General features: G+C 68.4%; 20 protein-coding genes and 1 pseudogene. 9 read left to right on the forward strand and 12 right to left on the reverse strand.

From position 1 onward, the window contains the following. The first annotated feature begins 211 nt into the window (after positions 1–211). From ACIBQ1_RS56425 to ACIBQ1_RS56435, 3 genes are all read left to right on the forward strand, one after another. Positions 212–406 (forward strand): hypothetical protein, encoded by a 195-nt coding sequence (locus ACIBQ1_RS56425; RefSeq protein ID WP_397291320.1) that lies wholly within the window; start codon positions 212–214, stop codon positions 404–406. A gap of 120 nt (positions 407–526) precedes the next feature. After that, entirely contained in the window at positions 527–1,417 is an 891-nt protein-coding gene (locus ACIBQ1_RS56430) for a hypothetical protein (RefSeq protein ID WP_397291322.1), read from the forward strand. A gap of 53 nt (positions 1,418–1,470) precedes the next feature. Then, positions 1,471–2,049 carry an SDR family NAD(P)-dependent oxidoreductase gene (locus ACIBQ1_RS56435; protein WP_397291443.1) on the forward strand — a complete coding sequence of 193 codons (579 nt, stop codon included), beginning with the start codon at positions 1,471–1,473 and terminating at the stop codon, positions 2,047–2,049. On the opposite strand, the gene ACIBQ1_RS56440 is transcribed toward ACIBQ1_RS56435, so the two are convergent. The 4 genes from ACIBQ1_RS56440 to ACIBQ1_RS56455 form a co-directional block, all read right to left on the reverse strand. Beyond that, on the reverse strand, positions 1,967–3,091 hold the full coding sequence (locus tag ACIBQ1_RS56440) for an FAD-dependent oxidoreductase (protein ID WP_397291324.1): 1,125 nt from the start codon (positions 3,089–3,091) through the stop codon (positions 1,967–1,969). The two genes, ACIBQ1_RS56435 and ACIBQ1_RS56440, sit on opposite strands and share 83 nt — an antisense overlap. A 102-nt stretch (positions 3,092–3,193) precedes the next feature. Continuing rightward, positions 3,194–3,487: a hypothetical protein gene (locus tag ACIBQ1_RS56445; RefSeq protein ID WP_397291326.1), complete on the reverse strand. Its 294-nt coding sequence runs from the start codon at positions 3,485–3,487 to the stop codon at positions 3,194–3,196. Between the two features lie 97 nt (positions 3,488–3,584). Next, a complete protein-coding gene (locus ACIBQ1_RS56450; RefSeq protein WP_397291328.1) occupies positions 3,585–3,803 on the reverse strand; it encodes a hypothetical protein in 219 nt (72 codons plus the stop codon). 231 nt (positions 3,804–4,034) lie between these two features. Beyond that, positions 4,035–4,400 (reverse strand): hypothetical protein, encoded by a 366-nt coding sequence (locus tag ACIBQ1_RS56455; RefSeq protein ID WP_397291330.1) that lies wholly within the window; start codon positions 4,398–4,400, stop codon positions 4,035–4,037. Positions 4,401–5,483: 1,083 nt separating this feature from the next. Here ACIBQ1_RS56455 and ACIBQ1_RS56460 point away from each other — a divergent pair. Beyond that, a complete protein-coding gene (locus ACIBQ1_RS56460; RefSeq protein WP_397291332.1) occupies positions 5,484–6,293 on the forward strand; it encodes a YwqG family protein in 810 nt (269 codons plus the stop codon). 393 nt (positions 6,294–6,686) lie between these two features. On the opposite strand, the gene ACIBQ1_RS56465 is transcribed toward ACIBQ1_RS56460, so the two are convergent. Both ACIBQ1_RS56465 and ACIBQ1_RS56470 read right to left on the reverse strand, forming a co-directional pair. Next, positions 6,687–7,022, reverse strand: coding sequence for a transposase (locus ACIBQ1_RS56465; RefSeq protein ID WP_397291334.1), 336 nt, complete (start codon positions 7,020–7,022; stop codon positions 6,687–6,689). A 195-nt stretch (positions 7,023–7,217) separates the two neighbouring features. Beyond that, positions 7,218–10,976, reverse strand: a complete 3,759-nt coding sequence (locus ACIBQ1_RS56470; RefSeq protein ID WP_397291336.1) for a hypothetical protein — start codon at positions 10,974–10,976, stop codon at positions 7,218–7,220. A 170-nt stretch (positions 10,977–11,146) separates the two neighbouring features. On the opposite strand from ACIBQ1_RS56470, the gene ACIBQ1_RS56475 reads away from it, so the two are divergent. Beyond that, a complete protein-coding gene (locus ACIBQ1_RS56475) occupies positions 11,147–13,546 on the forward strand; it encodes a tetratricopeptide repeat protein (RefSeq protein WP_397291338.1) in 2,400 nt (799 codons plus the stop codon). A gap of 5 nt (positions 13,547–13,551) precedes the next feature. Next, positions 13,552–14,385 carry a transposase gene (locus ACIBQ1_RS56480; RefSeq protein WP_397291340.1) on the forward strand — a complete coding sequence of 278 codons (834 nt, stop codon included), beginning with the start codon at positions 13,552–13,554 and terminating at the stop codon, positions 14,383–14,385. A gap of 80 nt (positions 14,386–14,465) precedes the next feature. On the opposite strand, the gene ACIBQ1_RS56485 is transcribed toward ACIBQ1_RS56480, so the two are convergent. Both ACIBQ1_RS56485 and ACIBQ1_RS56490 read right to left on the reverse strand, forming a co-directional pair. Beyond that, a complete protein-coding gene (locus ACIBQ1_RS56485) occupies positions 14,466–15,125 on the reverse strand; it encodes a hypothetical protein (RefSeq protein ID WP_397291342.1) in 660 nt (219 codons plus the stop codon). A gap of 173 nt (positions 15,126–15,298) precedes the next feature. After that, positions 15,299–16,084 (reverse strand): alpha/beta fold hydrolase, encoded by a 786-nt coding sequence (locus ACIBQ1_RS56490; protein ID WP_397291344.1) that lies wholly within the window; start codon positions 16,082–16,084, stop codon positions 15,299–15,301. Between the two features lie 112 nt (positions 16,085–16,196). Between ACIBQ1_RS56490 and ACIBQ1_RS56495 the strand changes: the two genes are divergently transcribed. Then, positions 16,197–16,607, forward strand: coding sequence for a winged helix-turn-helix transcriptional regulator (locus ACIBQ1_RS56495; protein ID WP_397291346.1), 411 nt, complete (start codon positions 16,197–16,199; stop codon positions 16,605–16,607). 96 nt (positions 16,608–16,703) lie between these two features. Continuing rightward, the gene (locus tag ACIBQ1_RS56500; RefSeq protein WP_397291348.1) at positions 16,704–16,946 is read left to right on the forward strand and encodes a hypothetical protein; all 243 of its coding nucleotides are present in this window, start codon (positions 16,704–16,706) and stop codon (positions 16,944–16,946) included. 296 nt (positions 16,947–17,242) lie between these two features. Here the strand turns inward: ACIBQ1_RS56500 and ACIBQ1_RS56505 are convergent. Further along, positions 17,243–17,482 (reverse strand): annotated as a pseudogene (locus tag ACIBQ1_RS56505) (site-specific integrase); the annotation flags it as partial. Positions 17,483–18,209: 727 nt separating this feature from the next. Here ACIBQ1_RS56505 and ACIBQ1_RS56510 point away from each other — a divergent pair. Then, entirely contained in the window at positions 18,210–19,025 is an 816-nt protein-coding gene (locus ACIBQ1_RS56510; protein ID WP_397291350.1) for a type II CAAX prenyl endopeptidase Rce1 family protein, read from the forward strand. Positions 19,026–19,391: 366 nt separating this feature from the next. On the opposite strand, the gene ACIBQ1_RS56515 is transcribed toward ACIBQ1_RS56510, so the two are convergent. From ACIBQ1_RS56515 to ACIBQ1_RS56525, 3 genes are read right to left on the reverse strand one after another with little or no spacing between them, the layout of a single operon-like run. Continuing rightward, on the reverse strand, positions 19,392–21,965 hold the full coding sequence (locus tag ACIBQ1_RS56515; protein WP_397291352.1) for a glycoside hydrolase family 3 protein: 2,574 nt from the start codon (positions 21,963–21,965) through the stop codon (positions 19,392–19,394). 33 nt (positions 21,966–21,998) lie between these two features. Continuing rightward, positions 21,999–22,832, reverse strand: coding sequence for a carbohydrate ABC transporter permease (locus ACIBQ1_RS56520; protein WP_397291354.1), 834 nt, complete (start codon positions 22,830–22,832; stop codon positions 21,999–22,001). Then, positions 22,829–23,674 carry a carbohydrate ABC transporter permease gene (locus tag ACIBQ1_RS56525; RefSeq protein ID WP_397291445.1) on the reverse strand — a complete coding sequence of 282 codons (846 nt, stop codon included), beginning with the start codon at positions 23,672–23,674 and terminating at the stop codon, positions 22,829–22,831. Before ACIBQ1_RS56525 ends, ACIBQ1_RS56520 begins: the two co-directional genes overlap by 4 nt. Positions 23,675–23,702: the final 28 nt, after the last annotated feature.

Here is a 23,702-nt window from a genome sequence, read left to right on the forward strand (position 1 = left end):
ATGACGGGCCGGGGCCTGCTACCGGGCGCTCCGATGCTTACCCGGACGGGACTTTCACCCGCAGGCCTGGACCAGCTTCCAGGACGCAACATGCCCACCAGCCTAGCTCCAAGCTTGGAGTTCTCACAACTTCAGATCACTTTTAGCTTGGAGTAATGTTTGTGCTAGCTTCACTCCAAGGTTGGAGTTAACTCTGGGCCGGGAGCAGGCTGTGAACGTGGCGTTGTGGGCTATCGCGGGCGCGCTCGCCGCGGTGTTCCTCCTGGCAGGAGGCATGAAACTCCTCCAGCCGAAGGAGACCACCATCGAATTGATCCGGCCGGCGCCGGCCGGGATCGCGCCGGTGCCGGTGCTGCTGATGACCGGCGCGGTGATCAGCCACGCCGCCGCAAGGAGGCGCAGATGATCCGGGTCAACGTGGTTCTCTGGGGCCGGTTCGGCCCGTACGCGTTCCCCGCGTAGACGCCTCCATGCCCACGACGGCCCGTGCCCGAGCAGGACGTACAGGTTCACGGAAGGAAGTGCGATGAGCAGGTCACAGACCAGGCTTCAGGTGGTGTTCGGCGATCTCCGTCACGCCGTTGACGACGTCATCCTCAAACATCAGGTCACCATCGAGGAGCTGTTCACGGTGATCGGGTGGTTCGAGCAGATCGTCGATGCCGATGAGCTGAGGCCGGCGGGCATCTTGTTCTTCAAGACGGTGCTGAAGGCCACCGAGGGCGCCGCCTACGCCCATCCGGAAAAAGACGGCGCGAGCCATTGGGAGATGGAGGGACCGGCGTACATCGCCGGCGCCCCGCTGCTGGAAAGCCCCGCTGTGCTGCCCATGCGCCCGGATGAGCCGGGTGAGCCGCTGATCGTCTCGGGAACGGTGCGATCCACCTCGGGTGAGGTGCTGCCCGGCGCCGTCCTCGACGTGTGGCAGATCGACGCGAACTGCATCTATTCCGGCATGATGACCGGAGACTTCGGGCCGCTCGACATCCCCAACGACTCCACCGGCATCCCGACGTTCAACCTGCGCGGGCGGGTCATCGCCGACCATGAGGGACACTACGAGTTCCGGACCGTGATGCCCGGCCTGGAGACGCTCGGCTTCAAGCAGGACCACAGCCCGCTGACCGCGCTGACCCAGGCGCTGGAGCTGCCCGGCATGCGCCCCCTGCACATTCACGCCATCGTCTCGGCCGACGGTTTCCTGCCACTGACCACCCAGATCTACTTCGACGGCGACCCGCTGGTCAGTGGCACCATCGAAGGCCCGGTCCCCGCAGCCGCGGTCAAGACCACCGAGCTGCACGATGCCCCGGCCGACTACCAGGCCCGCGGCCTCAGCGGCCCGTACCGCACCCTCACCTACGACTACGTCCTACGGCCGGTGATCTCTCCGGCACCCGCACGCACGGCGGCCTGAAGGCCGTGGCATCCATTCTCATCAGCGGCGGCAACGGCGGTATCGGCCTGCAGATGGCGCGAGACCTCGTGGCCCGAGGTCACCGGGTCGTCCTGCTCGGCCGCGATCCCCGTAAAGGGCAGCAGGCGCTCGCCTCGTTCGGATATGCGGGCGGGAGCGCCTCGTTCATCCCCGTGGACCTGTCCGCCCACGCCGGCCTCCGCCAGGCCGCCCAACGCGTCCTCGCGGAGAACGAATACCTCGACGCGCTCCTGCACACCGCCGAAGTGATGACCCTCAATGAGACATCTTCCGCGCGCAGCCCTGGTACGTCCGCGCGCTGGCGGCGGCGAGATCCTGGCCGGCGTGCCCAGGCTGCCGGCGGTGACCGTGGCCACCGAGTCGTGGCCGCCCACCCTGGCTCGCCAGGGCCGCCGGCCGTTCGGTTGCCGGTCTCACCGCCCCGTGGCGGAGTTCGTACAGCGGGCGTTATCTGCCGGAAGGAACCGCGGTGGTGCCGTGCTCCCCCGCGAAGCCGTGGCGAGCTGCTGGTGATCTCGCGTTTGGCAGTCAGGATGGCTGGACTTGGTCGAAGAGGGCGAGGGCTTCTGTGGGGTCCGGGCTCACGAGGCGTTCCAGACCGGCCGTCGTGATCTGCGCCCACTTGCCGGCCCGTGCCCACATCTGTTCCTCGAAGACGCGGACGGCATCGTCCAGATCGTCAGAGCCGGGGGCGGCGGCGATGGACTCGGCGAGTTCGGCGCCTTCCAGCATCGCGAGGTTCGCGCCCGCCCCCAATGGGGGCATCAGGTGGGCGGCGTCGCCCAGTAGCGTCACCCTGGGGACGTGGGTCCAGGTGTGGGAAACGGGCAGGACGTAGAGGGGGCGGTGGACGAAAGCGGTGCCGCGGCGGAAGAGGTCGAGGACGGGAGCGGCCCAGCCGTCGAACAGAGCCGGCAGGCTCGATCGCACGGCCTCGGCGTCGGCCAGGTCCAGGTTCGTGTGCCAGTCCAGCGGCGCGCGGAAGCGGGCGTACACCTTGACGTGGCCGCCGCTGTTGCGCTGGGCGACCAGAGCGCGGTTCGCGCCGTACACAGCCACGGAACCGTCGCCGATCAGCCGGGCGAGGTCGGGATGGCGGGTGTCGACGTCGTCCAGGGAGGTCTCGACCGAGGTGACGCCGGTGTAGTGCGGCGTCACCGACGAGACTGCCGGGCGGACCCGGGACCAGGCGCCGTCCGCGCCGACTACAAGGTCGAACGTCTCCTGTCGCCCGTCCGCGAAATGGACCAGCACGCCATCCCGGGCCTCCGGCACTACCTCCTTCACGCCCCGCCCCCACTGAACGTCCAGGGGGCCGAGCAGCAGGTCACGAAGTTGCCTCCGATCGATCTCGGGATTGGCCCGGTCATCTGGACGGGGTCGCCAGTCGCGCAGGACGGTCCCGTCCGCGTCCAGGATGCGCATGGCCTGCCCCTCGGGACGGGACAGCGCCTGGAACTCCGCCAGCAGCCCCGCCTTGTCCAGCGCGAGCTGGCCCAACCCTTCGTGCAGGTCCAGCGTCCCGCCCGGCGGGCGGGCGTCGGGGGCGGGATCGCGTTCGAGGACAGCGACGGGGTAGCCATGGCGGTGCAGGACACGGGCGAAGGTAAGGCCGCCAGGGCCGCTCCCGACCACGGCGATACGATGTCTCATGTCGATACACTGTATTTCACCATTACGGTGCATTGCAACAGTACGGTGTAACCATGACTGTGTGGTGGGACCGGCCGGAGCCGCCGACTCGGCCCAGAGCTCCTATAGCTGCGGCGAGCCGCCACTGGGGTAGGGGGCGGAGCCATCCTCTGCGTGGCGCACGCCGGCGAACGGGTCGTCATCGGTAGGCGGCGGCAGCTCACCACCTTTGGTGAACTCGCGGATCATCTCCAGTGCCTCGCGCATCCCCGCGACCGACTCGACCAGGTCGCGCTGCAGGGCTCGGTCCGAGGCCAGCTTGGTGTGCCGGAATGCCGCCTCGACGGCCTTGTCGTATTGGCGCCTGGCCTGGCCTGGCCTGCCTTGGGGTCGTGGTGGTGTTCCAGCGTTCCGCACACCGCGGCCCGCAGCGCCATCCGCCTGATGAACCACTGGACGTCGATCGGACTTGGATCGATGAGCTTCAGTCGCACAAGAACGCGGGTGAGCTTGCTCATGTGCCCTGCCTTTCGACCGCGGCCATGGTCACCACGTCGACCGACTGCCTCACCGCCGCCAGCGCGTCGGCCAGGTGCTCACGTTCGTTGGGCTCGAGCGCGGCTTCGCCGAGCTGGTGCGCCAGCAGGTCCAGGTGCGTAGCGAGGCGCCAGCAGGCGTCGGCCGCGATGTCGGCCGGGCTACGGGCCGGGGCAGCAGCAGCGGAGGTCGTCACGGGCGTGACGGTAGGCCGAGCCCGGTGTGTGCGCAGTGTCAATAGCGAAACGGCCTGGCCATCGGCCGTCGCCGAGACTGTGACCTGCGGTGGCAGGCAACACCGTGGCGGCCGCGGAGGCCTCGCCGGCAGCGAGTTCGGCGCCAACGCCATGCCGTTGAGCTGCGGTATCGCTTATTGACACGGCACCGGCCCGTTTTCGGGACGGTGCTCAAGGCGCGGGCCCGACGCCTATGTCTTGTAGACGATCATTCCGTCGTCGCCGGTCTGGAAGCATGCCGCCTGGACCCGGAGCAGGTGTTCGGGATGGAGTTCCTCATACCGCGCTTTCTGATAGCGGCGTGCCCGAAAGGCCTTGACCGCCACCTCGTCCTCATCCAGCCCGCACTCCAGTGCCAGCTCGGCGCCGGCCTTCAACGCTGCCTTCTGCGAGGCGTAGAGCCAGATGTCGAGCCGTCCGCCTCCGGAGTACCCCTTATGAGCCAGCGTCCAGACGGCGGGCGCCTCCACAACCGTGTGCGTGCCGTCAGGATGCCAGGTTTCCGAGGCGATGACGCGCGCCACGTAGGAGTCCGGGTCCCTGCCAAGGAGGTCCACGGGTCTCACGCTACCGAGCGATCTCATGAGGTGACTGGCCTCGCCGTACAGAAGTCGCAGTGCGCTCCGGGCCTGGAATCTGCGCACGGAAAGAGGTCGTTGGCCGCTGCCTGGCGGGCGGCGGCCGGGACCGGCCGAAGAGCCGCACGCCCGGCCGTCGATCCGCCAGGCAGCGCCCCGGCGCGCACCGCGCCGGGGAGTCGTTCACGCCGCGAACCATCCCGGATCCGGGCGTTAACGTCGCGCGACCTCTCCCCCGGCTGGTACTCCGGACGTACGCTGCCAACATGAGTCGCGAACGCGTGCAGGGCAGAGGGCCCTGAATCTTGGTTTCACCCTTGCTGCGATAGTCCTAGCTCTGCCAATCCTGCTGCGCTTGCTGCTCGCGGCGTGGGCTTTCCGCATCGCCTTGCGGAACTGCCGCTCGCAAGAGCAACGCCGAGCCATAGCTCAGTCAGCGATCCTCATCTTTCTGAACAGGAGAGATGAGAACTCGTCCCCTTCTGCGGGCGAGTTGCCCTCTGGTGACACAGAGGGCGAGGCAGAGACCTAGATCGTGGCGCGGGCGGATGAGCCCGGCAGGACTATGCCCAAAATCTGCTCACACCCGCCCCTCAAACACCCTGCGACGCAAGAACCTCACGCGGCTATCGTTCCCGGCCATGGCAACCCGCATCAACCGCGGCCTCTCCAAGAAGGTGGCCGCCATGGTGGCCCGCCGCGTCGACCAGGTGGCTGACGACGTCGCCCAGGGCGCCCGCGACAACGTTCCCGCCGCGAAGACGTTTGGGGAAGCCAACGCACTATCTTGCTCCGTCGACCCCGCTGGGTTCAGTACCAGTGAAGGTCTCTACGAGGGAACCCACCGGTCTTCGGCAACTCCTGATCGGTATCGCGTTCGGTTCGCCCCAACCGCTGCTCTCGGCGATCTGAAGGGGCTGCTATCGGTTGCAGTTGTACCTGTCGGTGTTCGGGTTGAGTTGTCTCTCGGGTCGAGGCCGGGTCCATCGCTGTGGGCGGCAGGCTGTGTCGCTGCTCGCCCACGGTTTCCGTTCGAGATTGGATCCGGGCAGGATGGGCGGCATGCATGACTGGATGCTTGATTTCGCCGGGTACCTCCGAGAGCTGTTACCTGAGGAACTCGCCGAGCCGTTCATTGCCCTGGCTCGTCCGGCCATCCGGTTGTCGATGGCCGAGGAGGGCGAGACCGTTGTCGGCCGGCTGGGCGGCCTGCCCCGGCTGCCTGAGGGGGTGCCGTGGCCGGGCACGGATGGTGGTTCGGCGATGCAGTTTCTCGCCGAACTGGACTGCGAGGCGCTCGCGGCGTACAAGTCGGACATCGGCCTGCCCGCCGAGGGCACGCTGTTGTTCTTCACCACCTGGGACAATGCGGCCGCACAGGTGATCCTGCTGCCTCCCGGCGCCATACGTGTACCCGAGCGCGAAGTGCCCGGCAGCGGAGAAGCGCGGGTGTTCCCCGAGGCCCCGCTCGCCGCCGAGACCGTGGCCACCTGGCCGACCCGTGGCCATGACGAACTGGTCAAGCTGGGCGATGAGTTCTGGGACCGTCTCGTGGGGGAGGAACCTTGGGAGGTGTTCGGCGACATGCTCGCGGATTTCGCTGACGCGGAGGGTGGCCGTGATCACCAGGTCGGTGGCTACTCCGACGCCCTACAGTCACCGATCGAAGTCGCGGCCGCGTACGAGGCTGGGCTGACCCCGAAGGATCCCGGCTTTGCGGCGGAGGCTTCCCAGTGGGTCACCCTGCTCCAGCTCGACGAGAACAACGGGATGCTCTTCGGAGACGGAGGTAGGTTGATCTTCGGCATCCGCCGGGACCGGCTTGCCGCCCGCGACTTCAGCCAGGTCTTTCCCTACGTCCAAGGGCACTGACATCTATCACCCGCTGCGGGCCTCGCCGTCCCGGCGGACCGGGGCGCCGGACGCGCCGCCGCTGGGACGCTGACCGCCCCGAGCTTCGCCGACGCACCGGGACTAGCCGGTACAGCGTGAATGTAGGTCTTCACGGCGGAACCCGTCTGTAAGTTCCGGCGATAAATGGCCGAGAAACCCACGGAGTTATCTGGCCGGATGGTGGCCGCCTTGATCAGCCCGGAACGTCAGACTGAACTCTCAGAGTCCAGCAGGCAGGCGTCAAGCAACTCGGGTACGGACCCTATTTGACGCTGTTCGCGGCGGCTGCGGGTGTGGTGTTGGGATCTACCCCAACTGGACGGTCCGGCCAGATAGCGCCGAAGATCCCGGCCATCCATCAAGCGCCGAACGTCACAGTCTTCGCGGTAGTCCTCGCCTCGGGCCGTGACCGCCCAGGCGATGCGGATCAGGGAGTGGGCGACGGCGACGGCGGCCTTTCTTGGCGTGCTGCCTGCCGAAGCGGCGGACCAGGCGGCGTAGCCGGGCGCCGATCCTGGACCAGGTCCGGCCGGTGCTCCAGGCCGCCTCGACCATCGCGGCCTTGAGGTGCTCGTTGCCCTTGCGTTTACCGGCGCGCCGGCGTTTGCCGGCCGATTCGCGGTTGCCCGGGGCCAGCCCGGCCCAGGCGGTCAGTCGCTCGGGGGTGGGAAAGCGGGCTATGTCCCCGCCCGTCTCGGCGACGATCACCTCGGCGGTGCGCCGGATCGATATCGGCCGTGTGGAGGAACGGAAACGTACGCAAAGCCCGTTCGCCCAGCTCACCGTCGGTGTGTGATCGCAATTCAGTCAAGGTGCCTGACGTACGTTTCCGTGTGCTCGGCGCGGTGTCCACCGGTTTCACCCGGCTGCCGGCGCCCCAGGACGGCTGGGGCGCCGGCCCGCCTACGACGGCATCCTGCGTTGGAGCTTCGCGGACTCTGTCATCTCCGGCTGCTGCCAGATGTTGGTGGGAACGAGGTACCACTCGTACAGGTCACCGCGGTCCGCGGGGAAGGTGTCGAGCGGGGCGATCGTGCGGGGTGGGCCGAAGTTCCAGTCCCATGGCCAGTGCCTGCGCTGGTTCTCCGTCACGTTGTACTCGTAGATCTTGTATCCGACGTCGAGCCCGACATGGTCCCAGTTGAGCTCCGTCCAGCCCCACACGCCGGGGAGCACCGTTCCGGTGAATCCGGTGGGCGCGGGGATGTAGGGGCAGCCCTCGTGCTTGTTGTCCTTGTCGACCTGGCGGTGGTAGGCCCAGGAGTTGTAGTAGCTCCGGTCCTCGGCCAACCGGGGCTCTACGGTGGCCGCTGCCCTGGCCGCCGACAGCGGCGGCATGATGATGCCGCGCCCTGCCCTGCCGTCGGCGCCGAGGACGGCGGAGGCCGGCGTCGCGGCCCTGGTCACGGCGGGAGTCGTCGCGGCGCTCTCGTCGAACGTGACCGCGGGAATGGTGACGAAACGCGCCCGGTAGATCTGCGGCTCATAGTCGTTCACGCCGCGGCAGCCGAGCGTCACGCCGGTGGTGTTGACGTTGTACGAGATGACCACCGCGCTGGCGTCGGCCGACAACCGGTCCTGCAGGTGCAGGTCGTAGACAAGTTTGAAGTCCGGGCTCTTCTGGATTGCCTCCGGCACGGTGTAGAGGGACACCCGCCTCGTGGTGAATGCGTAGCGGGTCGTCGACGGGTAGGCCACCACCTCGTGCGTCGCCGGGTCGAGGGTGACCAGCCAGTGATGGCCGTTCAGGGTGACGACGCTGAACATCGGGTCGGTGAACGCGGTCCCGAGAGGCCGTGCCTCCTGCTGTCCGGTTCCCCCGCCGGAGGAGGACCAGGCGCCGCCGCCCTTGTAGAAGCGCCAGGCGTCGAAGTCCGCCAGGTCGGCCGGCGGGACCCGGGCGAGGAACGGCTGCTTGTTGTGATACTTGTCCACCACTCCCCATCCGTAGACGTAGGTGTATCCGTCGGGGTCGTCCACGATGCTCGAACCCCACACGAGGGGGGTGTCGAAGCCGCCGTAGTGGTACGCGGGCAGATCGGTCGGGGTCGCGTGCAACGTGCTGGACGTTTCCAGGGTGCTCACGGGCATGACCGCGATGCTGGTGTTCTTGAAGGCGAGCCCTGAGCCCTTCAGATAGAAGTAGACGACGTTCCCGCCCACGACCTTTCCGGTGCCGCTCCAGTGATACTCGCCGCCGATGTCCGCGCCCGTGCTGTTGGTCCGCACCGGTGACCACGCGTACCGGTCGGCGAGCGGGATGGACGTGTCGCGCTCGCGGCAGGTGTTGCCGCCGGTGACCGTTCGCAGCGTGGCGGTCGACAGGTCGGTCCCCTCCTGCACGACGATGGAATTGCGCAGCATGCTCTTGTCGAACGTCGGCCGCAGCGCCGTGTCGCCCAGATAGGTGTCGGAGAAGAACCAGGCCCGCCGCCCGCTGGGCAGCACCACCGACTGGGTGCCGTCGCCGCCGCTCCAGTTGCCGCACATCGCGGCGTAGCCGGTGCGGTCGGCGCTGCGCTGCCAGAAGGAGTTGAGCGCGGTGTGCGGTTGCGCGCTCAACGCGACGGTGGCGGTGGGGCTGAGGTAGGGGCCGGTGGCGGGCGGACTCGTCTGGCGGCCCGCGACCTGCACGGTCACGTTCCCCCGGCCCTCGGTGATCTGGCTCCAGACGTTCGCGGCAGGGGTGTAGGACTGCGCGGAGCCCACCGGGACGGCTCGGATGAGGGCGCCCGTGGCCGACTCCACGAACTGCACCTCGAAGTCGTTGTTGCGGTGCGTAGAGGATCCGCCAGGCCGGCCTCCGGCCGCGTACCCCCAGTCGATCGTGGGCGGCGAGCTGCCGGTCACCGTGATCTTGGGACCTATGACGTGGGCTGCGAGGATCTTCTGGCCCTCCTTGCGCTCGGCCCAGCTCCGGCCCGTGCTCAGGGCCTGGTACGCGGCCGACAGCGACGAGGGGCGGGCGCTGACCATCGTGCTGATCACGTCGGTCGTCGTGCCCCACTGTGCCTTCTCCCCGGAGTCGGCGTCGGCGGCGGAGTCGTACAGGTCCCACAGCACCCGCTGGACCTCCATCTCGCTGTCCTCGCCCTCCGGCGCGCAGGTGAGGGAGCCTGGACCGGTGGCTGCGCTCGCCGTTTCGATGTCGTAGAAGAACCGGTCCGTGGACGCGTTCGGGGGCGTGAACGGGCCGTCGAAGTATCTCGTCGGATCGTAGTTCGGGATCCCCGCCGGCACTCCTTCCTCGAGAAGCGCCCGCTGCCCGTAGAAGGTGGCCCAGCCTTCGCTGAACGCCAGCCCCAGGCTGTCCTGTTTCGACCTGCTGCTGTCCCAGGCACCGTCGCATACGCCGTGCGGGCCGCCGGGACTCGCGGCGAAGCCCCCCTCCGAGGCGACCACGTGCCCTGCCTCGTGCGCGAGCACGGTCCAGTCGAAGGCGTCCTCGTTGCAGTACGTCGGACCCGGCTCGCAGATCACAGAGCTGCCGCGCATCTCGATCAGCCCGAGGCCCGACTGCGACTTGGCTCCCGGGTAGGCCACGGCCAGCCGGGTCTTCCAGCCCGATCGCCGGATCCCCTGGTAGTGGTTGCCGACCGTGCGCAGGGCATCCAGTAGCGCGAACGCCCGTCCGGTGTCGGTCGTGCGCGTGGCGATGTCGTAGTTGACGTTCGCGTAGGAGTTGCCCGGCGTCCACGTGTACGGTCCCGAGGCCACGTAGTAGGGAGTGAGATCTCCCGGGTGCACGAGGCCGACGGCGTTGTCCGCGACGATCTTCAGCAGGTGACTGCCCGCGGTGAAGCCGCTGATGGTGCCGCTGAAATTGCCGGCGTCGGAGGTCCGGCCGAGCTCGTACTCCACTGTGCCGTCGGTCCTGATGACCTTCAGCAGCGCGTTGCGGACAGGGCGCTGGGTGTTCGACAGGTCCCGATAGGTGATCCGGCCGCTGATCGTCACGTCCGCCGCCGCGGTCCGCAGCCTCTCCCCGGTGAACGGCGTCACCGTGACGGCGGAGGGGTCGGCGCCGGGCACCGCGTGCAGGGCGAGCTGCCGCGTGCGGAACTCCTGCTCCGGCAGGCGGCCCAGGTCCCGGCCGCGCCGCAGTTCGGCCTCGGGCAGCGCCTCGAAGCTCCGCGCCGCCACGACGCCGTACGGACCGCGGCGCACCGCCAGGAACCCCGGGTCGGCCTGCCGCGAACCGGCGTGGAGCCGGACCAGGATCGCGCTGTCCCCCTCGGGTACGGACGGCAGCCTCACTGACCGCCGAACGGACTGCCCGGCGGCGAGCCGCCCGAGGGATAACGTGCCCAAAGTGTCGGCGCGGCCGTCACGATAGGCCTGCACCCGGACCGACGCGTCGGGTATCGCGCCCAGGGGGGTGACGCCTACCGTCACCGCACGCCCTTCCTCACTCAGCTCGAGCGTCAGGTCGGCGAGATGCGGCTCCCCGGGCGGCACCCGCCCGGAATCAGACGCCCGCCCCGGGCCGGACACCCGCGCGGCACGCGCCGCCAGCGCGGCCGAGCCCCCATTGTCGCGTTGCGTCACCGGCTGGGCCGTGACCGGCGCCGCGCCGGCGACTCCCAGGACGGGAAGCTGCAGACCGCAGGCGCTCAGCGCCACCGCCACCAGAACCGCCGTTCGTTTCCACTGTCGTGCCATCGCCGCTCCCATGGTGATCAATCACGTACGTGCCAGCTTCGGGGTGCTCGGCAGCGGCTACAAGAAGTGCGCTCCGTCCCGGACACGGGGGAGCCGAGCCGCTGGTCGAAGGCTTGTCCGGGAAGAGGTCTACCGGCCCGGACAGGACGCCGGGCGGGTGGTTGACGCCGATGGGCGCACCCAAGATCATGATGGGAATGACCGCGGCAACCGATGACCCGCGCCGGGCGCGCGACGTGGCCGATTTCGTCGCCTTGCTGCGCCGGCTCAAGCAACGATCCGGGTGCACGTACCGAGAGCTGGAGGAGCGGGCGGCGAGCCGGGGCGAGGTGCTGGCCCGCAGCACCATCGCCGATACGCTGCGCCGGCAGGCACTTCCCCGGGCGGAGACTCTCGTCGCGTTCCTGCGCGCCTGCGCGCCGGAACAGGACGTGGAGGCGTGGACCGAGGCCCGAGATCGGCTCGCGAGGCAGGCCGCCGCGGCTCGGCGCCGAACGGCCGACACACCTCCGGCCGCCGCGGCCGGCGACGCGTCCGCGACGCCGCAGGTGATTCCCCGCCAGCTTCCCGCTCCGCCTGCGCTGTTCGCCGGACGCGCCGACGAGCTGGCCCGTCTGGACGCCGCCGCACGGGACGCGGATTCGCCGGGTACCACCATGGTGATCTCGGCCATCGGTGGTGCCGGCGGCATCGGAAAGACGGCGCTGACCCTGCGATGGGCCCACACGCGTCTCGACCGTTTTCCCGGCGGGCAACTGTATGCCGACCTTCGCGGTTTCGGCCCGGATCCGGCCCCGGTACGGCCTGAGGCGCCGTTACGCGCTTTCCTTCAGGCCCTGGGTGTCCCGCTGGCGTCCATGCCGCGCGAGGTCGAGGCGCAGGCGGCGCTCTACCGCAGCCTCGTCGCCGGCCGGCGGATGCTGGTTGTGCTGGACAACGCTCGCGACGCCGCCCAAATCGTTCCGCTCCTGCCTGGCAGCCCAAGTTGTACGGTGATGGTGACCAGCCGCCACCAGCTGCGTGGGCTCAGCGCCACGCACGGCGCTCACCTGATGGCGCTGGATCTCCTTTCGGACGCCGAGGCGCGGGAACTGCTGATCGGGCGTCTGGGCGGGCGACGCGTGGCCGACCAGCAGGAGGCGCTCGACGCGCTGATCCGGCACTGCGGCGGCCTGCCCCTGGCTTTGGCCATCGTCGCCGCCCGCGCCGCGGCCCATCCCCACCATCCACTCGACGCCCTGGCCCAGGAGTTGCAGGACGCCTCGGCGCGGCTCAACGCGTTGAACGCCGGAGAGAGCAGAACCGACCTCCGCGCGGTGTTCTCCTGGTCCTACCGAGCCTTGCCGGCACCGGCCGGCACGGTCTTCGACCTGCTCGGCCTGGCCCCCACCGTGGATCTCGGACTGCCCGCCATAGCCAGCCTGACCGCGATCCCCGTGGCCAGGTGCCGGGAACTGCTCCAGCAACTGCAGGACACGTCGTTGCTGCAGCAACCGGTGCCAGGCCGGTACCGTATGCATGACCTGGTCCACCTGTACAGCACGGAGAAGACGAACCCACGGCCGGCACGATCGCAGCGCACGAGCCATGTCGCGGCTCTGCGCCGCCTCGTCGACTTCTACCTGCACACCGCCTACGCCGCCGACCGGCTGCTGGATCCCCGCCGCCCCCCGGTCGCCCTGGAGGAACCCGCGCCAGGATGTGTCATTCACCCGTTGAGCCAGGCCACCGAGGCGATGACCTGGTTCGACCTCGAACACGACCGGCTTATCGAGATGCAGCAGGTCGCCATGCGACGACGGTGGTATCCGCAGGTCTGGCAGCTGGCCCGGGCCCTGATCACCTTCCACGCCCGTCGCAGGCGAAGCCGGGATCAGCTGACGGTCTGGTATGCAGCCCTTGCCGCGGCACGCCAGTCACAAGACCTGGCGGCGCAGGCGCTCGGGCACCGCTATCTCGGTCAGGCCTACACCGCGGAAGGCCAGGACAATGATGCCTTCGACCACCTGCATCAGGCCCTGTCATGCGCTCAGCGAGGCAAAGAGATCGGCGAGGAAGCGCGCACCCGATACGCCTTGGCTGTGGGCTGGGACCGGCACGGCGACCCCGGCCAGGCGCTCGTCCACGCGCACGAGGCACTGACCCTCTTCCGGGACCTCGCCAGCCCGGTGGAGGAGGCCCGCGCGTTGAACGCGATCGGCTGGCTCTACGCCAAGCTGCACCGTTACGACGAAGCGGAGTTGAGCTGCCAACGCGCTCTCGGCTTGTTCCGACAGCACGGGCACCCGGACGGTGAAGCCGACACATTGCACAGCCTCGGTCTCGTGGCACACGACAACGAGAAGTACACCGAGGCGTTGACGCATTACCAGCAGGCATTGGCGGTCTACCGCGAAGTCGGCAACACCAGAGGAGAGGCGGAATCCCTGGACAGCCTGGGTCAGGTGTACCTTGCGCTCGGCCGCTCCGCCGACGCCTACGAGGCCTGGCAGCGGACGCTGGACCTGCTGAACGCTCAACGCCGCGCCAAGGAGGCTCATCTCCTCACAGAGCGCATGATGACGATGTGACCGGGATGAGAGCCATCCGAACGAGACCTCGGGCTGTGCGCGAGGGTGCCTGTGGATCTTCACGGCTGCGCGATCACGGTATCGACTGGGGTCCTGCGAGGACGGTACCCCACCTAAGCGAAGCAGCCGACGCGCTGGCCACCCACCACGGCGTCCGCACATCAGGCAGTCGCCTCCGTCAGCACGGCCCCAGCGTTTGGGGTTGCGACGGTCCGAACGGCGTCTCCGTTGGGGCGGTGATCGGCTCACCTGTGGCAACGCAAATAACGAACCGGGCATCAGCCCGCAAAACGCCCTCTGACGCCGGGAAACGGGTGGCAGGAAGGAAACGTCACCTCGTCGTGGACACGTTCGGCCTGCTCATGGCGGTGATGGTCACGCCGGCTGGACAGCCCGACCGCGACGCCGCCCGGGAACTGCTGGCCCGGCTTCGGATGCTGCACCCGCAGCTCACCCTCATCTGGGGAGACAGCGCCTACGCCGGGACGCTGGTGGAGTGGGCCCGCCGCTTCCTGCGGCTGACCTTAAAGATCGTGACGAAACGGCCTGGTCAGACCGGGTTCAAGGTGTTCGCGCGACGGTGGATCGTCGAGAGATCCTTGGCTTGGCTGATGAATGCCCGCCGCAACGTGGTCGACTTCGAACGCAAGCCAGCGCACAGCGAGGCTCATCTGACCGTGGCCGCGATCACGCTCATGACCAGGCGGCTGACCAGGAAAAGGCCGCCCGCATGGACGCGAAAGCCAACCTCCGCGCCGCAGGGCCGCCTGATCAAAGCTCCGACGGCACAAGGTTGCGTCAAAGCATCACCTGGCAATCCAGATACTGCTTATGCTTGAACGCCTATGGGCAGGAAGACGCAGCCTTGAACGACCTCGGAAGACGTCAGGCCCAGTTGCCTGAGCTGTTAAGCAGTCCCTCACTGCATTAACAGCGCGATGACGCCCCGCCCGCGGTCGCTGGCCTCGGTCAGCCATCGCTTCTGGCACATCATCGCGATTTCGAACGTCTCGTACTCATCGAGGTCATCACCGTCAGCGGTCTTTTCCGCACTGTCGCGAAGGGCGGCCCAGTCGACGTCCGCTTCATGTCGAACGGCTTGACGTACGGTGGCCGGGCGAAGCCCGTAGACCACTGGGCTTGTCAACGGCATCGAAGTATCCACACTGAAATCATCGCCCCCCGCAGGCGCTCCGACGGATTCTGGATACAACAGCGCCACGAGCGCGTCGATCGGCTGCCGCATCGCATCCGGCAGGCCGTCGCGGAAGCGCCGGTAGAACCACCCCGCTTCAACGAGCGGCATCCCTGGCCCGGGCATGCGACGAATGTCCACACATGGAATACCTGCGAGCTTGAGATCGCTCGACCCACCGGACTTTCGCGGCTTGGCCCAGATCTCGCCCCGCTCGTCGTACTGCAGAACGCGTCGGTTTCGTGCCCGCACCCACAACACGCCACCTTCGTCCCAATAGAAGGCGCAGGTCGTGCCAGCGAACGTCGCGTCAATCAGCCTTCGTATCCGCCACGGCTGAACGTCGAGGTTGTTGCTGCCTAGATTCCGGTAGCCGAACCGCATGCTCCCTGCGGAGGCACAAGCAGCTACAACCGGCTCCCAGTCCACGATCAGCCCAACCGCATCCGCTCCCACGGCCGAGATTGTAGGCGTGGTATATCGCGCTCGCTGCACAATCTCCGCTCCGTTCGCCTGGAGGGGAGGGGGTTCGTTGACGCCCCACTTACCCAAGATCGCTAAAGCGATACCGAGGTGTTCAAAGACACCTTCTTAGCGGCCAGGAACGGCAGCGCCGTTGGCAGAATGTCGGTCGATCTGTCCCAGCAGCCCTTGTGATCTGCGTCGGAGATGGACAAGAAGTGGACGCCTGAGCGCTCAGCGAAGGCCTGCATCGGCTCGTGCCAAGGGTCGGCCGTGCCCGCGTACAGCAGCATCGGCACGCCGGAGTCGGCGAGTTCCCGATGGAGTCCAGGCTCGCGAGAGAACGCCTCATAATTGGCGCGGAAACCGGCAGGATCACCTGCCTCGATCAGGGCGGCCTGATAGGGATCGGCAGCGGCGCCTTGCTTCATCAGCTGGTACGCGTCGGTGTCGGCGGGCAGGTCGAGCAGGCGCAGCGTAGGGCCGACCGCAGAGCGGAAACCATCGAGAGGATCAAAACCGCCGGCCACCAGGCAGGTCAGCCGGCCGGGCGCATGCGCGGCGACCGCGTAACCGGTCATGGCTCCGAGCGAGTATCCCCAGAACGCGGCCCTTTCGACGCCTACCTCGTCCAGCACCGCCATGACGGAGTCCATCCGCCGTTCCAGCGAATAGTCCTCGGCCTGGTGCGGGGCGTCGCTGGCGCCCAGGCCGAGCGGGTCGATGGCTATCACGGTGTAGGTGGACGTGAGTGCGGACGTGTAGCCGCTGTGCGCCCAATGTGCTCCGTCCTGGAACATGCCCGGGTGAAGCACCACCGCAGGGCCATCGCCGGAGACCTCGTAGAAAATCTTGAAACCATTGCTGCGTGCGATGGGCACGTGTTGTTTCCTCATCTGTTCACGATGATCCTGCCTGCACGCAGGACCGTTACGATTGATAACGGGATCAATCGTGACGCATGCTTAGAGAGCTTCGGAAGAAGGCACTTTCTTGTCGCAACGGAACACCGCAGTAACAAACCAGCTCACGCCCGCGACGACGGCACCCGCCCCTGACGATTGCCCGCTGCCCGAGGTCCTGAACTTGATCGGCGGCAAGTGGAGCGCTCAGGTACTGGTCGAATTAGGCAAAGGTCCACGCCGCTTCACCCAGCTGGAGCGCGCGATCACGGGCATCAGCCGTCGCATGCTGACCGTGAGCTTGCGCGATCTCGAACGCAACGGGCTCATCACCCGAACCGTGTACCCGGATTCCCCACCGCGAGTCGAGTACGCCACTACTCCATTGATCGAATGCATACGCGAGCCCCTCGAAGCGCTCACGGACTGGGCCCGTCTCGCGGCCCCTGCCATCACCGCCGCCCGCCGAGCCTACGACGGTTCAGCCGGTTCACATCTGTGATGCGCTGTCATTTCTCACCGACATTACTGGCGGGTACCGGAATCTAGCGCTGTCAGAACTGACCGACAAACGCTGCTACTCGTCACCGACGAAACCATGCTGGCGTTCATCAAGTCCGCGCCAGGCAACGTGAGCCTGGAGTCGATGATGACCGAGATGCGCAAGCTGGCGGCAGTCCGGGCGATCGAGCTGCCGCCTGGGTTGTTCACCGACGTGGCGCCCAAGGTGCTGGCGTCCTGGCGGGCCGGGCGGCGGTGGCTGATGCCAGTTGGCGGGAAACCATGGCCAGGCTGGAGGCGGCCGACAAACCGACGCCGGCACGCCGCTTCGTCCATCTGAAGGATGCGTCCTTCATCCACGGGAATCGCACGATCCCTGTGCCGCTCTGGCGTGGGCGGATGGAATGCGTCGACGGCTGGTTCGTAGGACGTTTCTCTGACTGACCACCGGTCGGAGGCCAGCCCGTCCTGGCCCGGAACTCCTATAGCTCCGGCGAGCCGCCACTCAGTTGATCACTGGGTACGGCGGCGGGGTGCCAGGACCTCGGTGACCTTGGCGATGGCCTCAGGTCCGGGCTTGACGTAGCGCATGGCGGTGCGGGGGTTCTTGTGGCGGGTCTTGCCCATGATGAGCTGCAGCGGGACTTCGGCGTCGCCGAGGTGGGTGGCGGCGGAGTGGCGCAGTTGGTGCAGGTCGAGGCCGGCGTGCTTGTCGAGCAGGACGCGGGCGCGGTCGTAGCCGAGGCGGGCGCGGCCGGTGTGCGGGCAGATGTCGGCGGCCGCCGGGCGGCGGGCAGGGACCGGGCGGCGTTCGGACAGGAACAGCGGACCGTGCGTGCGGGTGCTGCCGTCCGGGAGCCGGGGCAGCCGGGGCAGGAGGTGGGCGGTGCCGCTGTCCCAGTAGACCCACTCGACGGCGCCGCCCTTGGAGCGGACAGGGGCGCGGCGGGTGCTCCAGGTCGAGGTCTTCGACGTTCAGCGCCAGGATTTCGGCTGCTCTGGCCGCCGTTTCGTAGAGCATCCGCCACAGTGTTTTCTCGCGCAGCGGGATGTCGCGGCGTGACAGCAGTCGGTGGATGGTGGTCTTGGCCACGGCGCGGGTCTCGTCGGCGCTCTCCTTACGGCGTTCGGCGTCGGCTGGGACCGACGGGGCGGCCCAGTGCTTCTTGGTCTGGAACCAGGACAGCCAGGAGGTGACGGCGGCGCGGTTGCGGTTCCAGGTCGCTGGCGTACTCGCTCCCCACAGCTCAGCGAGTGCGGTGCCAATCTCGGCGTCGGCCACCTTCGCCAGCGGCCGATCGCGGCCCAGCCGGTCGATGACGCGGTCAATGGCCGAGGCATAGGCGCGGGCCTGGCCGGACTGGCGGCCGCGTTGCAGCCGGAATCGGCGGCGGCCATCCACTCGCGGCGGTGGCGTTGCCGAGCATGACGTCGTTGATCTCGGCGGTCTCGAAGGGTCGCGTTGCGGCATATCCGATGCGGGGGCGACCCGATGGCTCCCGCCCGGCCCGCACCTGCCGTGACCTGCGGCTTTCACGGTGACTCGAAGCCGTATCAGAGCGATGTCAGGTCCGTGTAGGGACGCGGGGCCACGATTCTCGACATGGACACAGCAATGCAGCCCCCCGCCGACACCCGAAGCGCCCAGCCGAAAGGCTTCGTCGCCAAACTGCTCGCCGGCCGCCACTCCGTCCCCTTCTCCATCGCCCTGCACCTGGTGCCCGGCGCGGCCATCGTCGCCGTGTACGCCTTCATCGCCGCCCCCCTGGTCCGCGCGATCAACTTCCCGATCTTCCTGGCCTGGGCCATCGCCCTCGCGGTCGTGCTCTTCCCACTCCAGCTCTTCCTGCTGTGGCTGGGCAAGAAACAGACCGGCCGCTACACCATGAAGGGCATCGTCCACTACCGCGACAAACCGCTCTCACGCCGCAAGGTCTTCTGGCTCGGCGCCGCGTGCCTCGTCTGGATGACCGTGGTCTCGCTCTCGCTGACCCCGCTGGACAACCTCGTCTACGACTGGTTCTTCACCTGGGTGAACTACCAGGGCGCCGGCCCCGACGGCACCGCCTACCTCCAGGGCTACCCGTCCGAGCTCGTCCTCACCACGCTGCTCATCTGCGCACCCTTCACCGGCTTCACCCTGCCCCTGCTCGAGGAGTACTACTTCCGTGGCTTCCTGCTGCCCCGCCTCCCCCAGCTCGGCAAGTGGGCCCCCCTCTTCAACACCTTCTTCTTCTCCGTGTACCACTTCTGGGCCCCCTGGACGGTCCTGTCCAAGCTCGTCTTCCTCTACCCGGGCATCTGGCTCGCCTGGAAGAAGCAGGACATCCGCATCTCCATTGCCATGCACCCCGGCTCGGCGCTGCTGATGACCGTGGTCGGCGTCATCGCCCTCGCCTCCGGCGCCACCTCCATGTAAGAGCGCCCGAAAACCAGGGGTGCCGTCCGCCGACCGAGGGCCGGATGCCTCCCCTCCGGACCGGCTCCGGCCTGAGCTGCGGGCCATGCCGCCTGCACCATGAAAGCCGCGGCATCGACGTGCAGGTCGCACACCCCGACGAGCTGACCGGCATGGTCGGCCCGGATGCGAACTGGATTGCCGGTCCGCACTCATCTCTGCCGATCTCGACCGGCACCAGCAGCTGCGAGGTCACCTCCTGCGGGCGGCGGTCTCGATCGGCGGTGAGCAGGACAGGATCGTCTGTCGTGGTCTGGTCATGGCCCCGATCGCCGCACTGTGGATTTGTCAAGCGGCTCCACAGTGCGGCATGTCACCCATCTCGGATCAGCGGGTCTTGCAGGTGATCCATCCTGCGAGTCGGGTGTCGGCGGACGAGGAGCCGATGTAGATCGGGACTCTGCCGCACGGCGTTCGCCAGGCGTGGTGTTTCTCGTCGAAGTAGGACAACGATCGCGTGCTGATCGGGATGCTGATCTGCCGGTTCTCCCCAGGCTTGAGCCGGAGCGTGGCCACACCGGCGAGTTGCCTGGCGGGAGTGTCCACCGTGGTGCGCAGGTGGCCGACGTAGACCTGGACGGTCGTCGAGCCCGCGCGGGGGCCGGTGTTGGTCACGTTCACCTTCGCCTGGCCGGCGATCGCATCAAGGGCGGTGGTGGTGTCGCTGAAGGAGCCGGACACGTCGCTGTCGTAGCGGAAGGTGCTGTAGGACAGGCCGTGACCGAAGGGGAACAGCGGCTTTTGGCCGGTCTTGTCGTACCAGCGGTAGCCGACGTAGATGCCTTCGGCGTAGCTCTGGGCGTTGGTGGTGGAGTCGATCACGCCGGGATAGGTTCGCGCTCCGCCCGCCGCGGCGGGTCCCTGGCCGTCGGTGGCGGGGAAGGTGACGGGGAGCCTGCCTCCGGGATCGGTGTCGCCGAACAGGACCGCGGCCAGGGCGGTGCCGAACTGCTGGCCCGGGTACCACGCCTGGATGACCGCGTCCACCTTGTCCAGCCACGGCATGAGGACCGGGCCGCCGGTGTTGAGCACCACCACGGTGCGTCGGTTGACCTTGGCCACCGCCTCGATCAACTCGTTCTGGTCGCCCTGCAACGACAGCGAGGAGTGATCCATGCCCTCGCCGGCCGCGGAGTTGGCGAAAACCACCGCGACGTCGGCCGTGCGGGCGGCCTCCACGGCGGCGGGGATCTGCGTCTGGGAGGGGGTCTGCCAGGCCAGGCTCAGCCCGGGACGGCCGAGGTTCGCGGCGTAGTCGACCCGGAGGTCGATGGGCTTGCCCGCTGTGAGACGGATCGTGCCCTGGATGGGGTACTGCGGTCCGGCGAGGAAGGAGGCGCCCTCGCGGTAGCCGGTGGCGATGCGCTTGCCGCCGAGGTAGAGGGAGGCGATGCCGCGGCCGAGCATGGTGATCCGGTAGAGGCCGGTCTCGGGTGGGGTGAGTGTCCCGGTCCACCGCGCGGAGTACGGCGAGGTCACGCCGGCCGGGGTGCCGTTGACACCGGGGCTCGCATCGGTCCTGGTCAGCGCCGGGTTGCCGGTGAAGTCAGGGTTGTTCCAGTAAGTTGCGGTGACGCCGGCGACCCGGGCGCCGGAGCTGTCGGTCGTGGTCAGGACATCGCCGGGGATGGGCGTGACGGCTGGGACGTCGCCGGCGGAGCCCTGGGCGGCGGTCACGGTGACGCCGGCGCGGGCGCGGATCCCGGCGAGCGGGGTGACGTCGCCGCCGACGGTCGTGGGCACGGCGGCCGATCCGCCGTTGGTGTAGAGAGCGTCGCTGCCGGAGGGGCCGATGACCGCGATCGAGCGGGGGTGGTCGAGCGGGAGCGTGCGGGCGCGGTTCTTGAGCAGGACCGTGCTGTCGGTGGCGACCTTGGTGGCGAGTTCGCGGTGTTCGGGGGTGCTCACCACGTCGGCGCCTGGGCCGACCGGGTTGTCGTAGACGCCGGAGTTGAAGATGGCGAACAGGGTGCGGCGGACGATGTCGTCGAGCCGTGCCTGCGGCACCGCGCCGGAGGTGAAGATGTCCTTGGTACGCCCGCCGCTGCCCTGGTCGTACTGGGGCAGGTCGACGCCGGCGTTGGCGGCGGCGGCCTGGTCGCGGACGGCCTGGCCGAAGTCGGGGGTGACGATGCCGCCGAACTGCTTCTTGAGGTCGTCGAGGAGTTTCTTGTTCTGGCACGCCTGCAGGCCGTTGACCTGGTTGTAGGAGCACATCACGGCGTCGGCGCCGCCGCGCGTGACGATGGGTGTGAACGGTCGTTCGTAGATCTCCTTGAGCGCGCGCTCGGAGACGACGGTGTTGATGCCGCCGGTGCGCCCGGCGGGCGTGATGACGCCGGTGCGGTAGTACTCCTGGTTGTTGCCGGTGTAGTGCTTGGCGGTGACGATGACGTGCTCGGCCTTGGCGGCGGCGCTCTCGGCCGCGGCCAGCTCGCCGGCGAGGTACGGGTCCTCGCCCAGGTTCTCGGGCTGGCGGCCGGCGAGCGGGGTGCGGGCGATGTCAACGGCAGGGCCGAGCCAGACGTTGCGGCCCTTGCCGCGCAGCTCCCGGGCGATGGCCGCGCCGACGGCGGTGGCGTCGCCGGTGTCGAACGTGGCCGCCAGGGCCTGCGAGGAAGGGAACGCCGTGGTGCCGGGGAGGCCGATCCCGCTGGGCCCGTCCTTGGAGTTCAGCAGCGGGACGCCGTGCCTGGCCAGCGGTGCGAGGTCGCCGACGGCGGCGGCCAGCTTCTCGTCCTGGGTGAGCACGGCGAGCAGGGCATCGGCGCGGGCCGGGGCCGGTTTTCCCGGGTCGCGCCACGGCTCGCCGGGGTCGGCGGCCGCGGGGCGGGTCAGGGGTACGAGGGCCAGCGCGCCGGTGGCGACCAGGGCCGCGAAGGCCCGTAATGCTCGGGACATGGGAGGCATGGTGATCTCCTTTGCCGTAGGGGGTTATTTGCCGAAACCGGCGGTCAGGCCGCTGACGAGCTGGCGGCGGCCGACGATGTAGAGGGCGAGGACGGGCAGCGTGGACAGCAGGATGGCGGCCAGGATCGCCGGCACGTTGACGGTGAACTGGCCTTGGAAGGTCCACAGGGCCAGCGGCAGGACGCGCTGGTCCGGGCTCTGCGTGAGGATCAGCGGGAAGAGGAAGCCGTTCCACACGTTCAGAGCGTCGTAGATCATGACGGTGGTGAGCGCCGGGCGGGCCAGCGGCAGCGCGAGGCTCCACAACATCCGCCAGTCGCCCGCCCCGTCGGCCCGCATGGAGTCGAACAGCTCGGCGGGGATGTCGCGCAGGAAGTTCACCAGGATGATCACGGTGAGTGGGACGGCGAAGGCGGCCGACGGCAGGATGATCGCGGCGAGGGTGTCGTACAGGTGGGCCTGGGCGATCAGGTAGTAGACGGGGATGATCGTCGCCTGCAGGGGAATGGCCAGGCCGAGCAGGAAGAGCCGGAAGGTCAGGCGCAGGGAGCGGCGCTCGCTCCGGACGATCGCGTAGGCGGCCGTGAACGACACAGCGAGGGTCAGCGTGGTCGCGGTGACGGTGACGATGACACTGTTGAGGAAGTAGAGCGCGAAGTCGTTGCCGAGTACCAGCGCGTAGTTGTCCAGTGTCGGCGCATCCGGCGGGAGCAGCGGGTTGGCGGTGAAGAAGCCCTCCTGCCCGCGCAGGCTGGCGAGCACGGCCCAGTAGATCGGCACGATGACGACGACCAGCCACACGATCCCGCCGAGGGCGCCGAGCACGTTGCGGCGCTTGCCGTGGGCTGTCCTGGTCATGCGCCCTCCTGCTGGCTGCGCATCCGGGAGAACCCGGACAGGCGGACGATGCCCAGCGACAGCAGCAGCCCCGCCGCGACCAGGACCACGGACACCGCGCTGGCCAGCCCCATCTCGTTGGCCTGGAAGCCGGTCAGATACATGTCGAGCGGCAGCATGCGCGTGGCGTAGCCCGGCCCGCCGCCGGTCAGGACGAAGACCAGGTCGAAGTAGGTGAGCGAGCCGACCAGCATGAGCGTCGAGGAGGTGACGATGGTGTAGCGCAGCTGCGGCAGGGTGATGGACCAGAACTGGGCGAGCCGGCCGGCTCCGTCGATCGCCGCGGCCTCGTACAAAGATGCCGGGATCTGCCGCACGCCGGCCTGGTAGAGCAGCGTGTGGAAGGGCACGAACTGCCAGGCGATGACGAAGACGACGGTGGCGAAGGCCAGGCCGGGGTCGCCGAGCCAGTTCTGACTGAGCAGCGTGACCCCCAGGGCCGCGCCCAGGCCGAAGTTGGGGTCGAGCAGGTTCTTGAAGATGATGGCCACGGCCGCCGAGGAAACGAGCAGTGGCACGACGTAGACAACCGCGAGGACCGCCCGATAGCGCTGCTTGCCCGCGACGAAGACACCCAGGAGCAGGCTGACCGGCGTCTGCACGAGCCAGGAGACGGCCATGAACTTCACCGTCAGCCACACCGCCTGGCGGGTGACGTCGCTGGTGACCGCCTCGCGCCAGTTGTCCAGGCCGATCCAGGCAGGGGTGGACAACCCGTCCCACGAGGTGAGGCTCAGATAGACCACGATCGCCATGGGCGCGAGGGCGAACAGCGCGAACAGGATCAGCGCGGGAGCGGCCATGAGGAAGGAGGGACCGGCGCGGCGGACG

Origin of the sequence: Nonomuraea sp. NPDC050153, assembly GCF_044460125.1 — a bacterium.
GTDB lineage: Bacteria > Actinomycetota > Actinomycetes > Streptosporangiales > Streptosporangiaceae > Nonomuraea.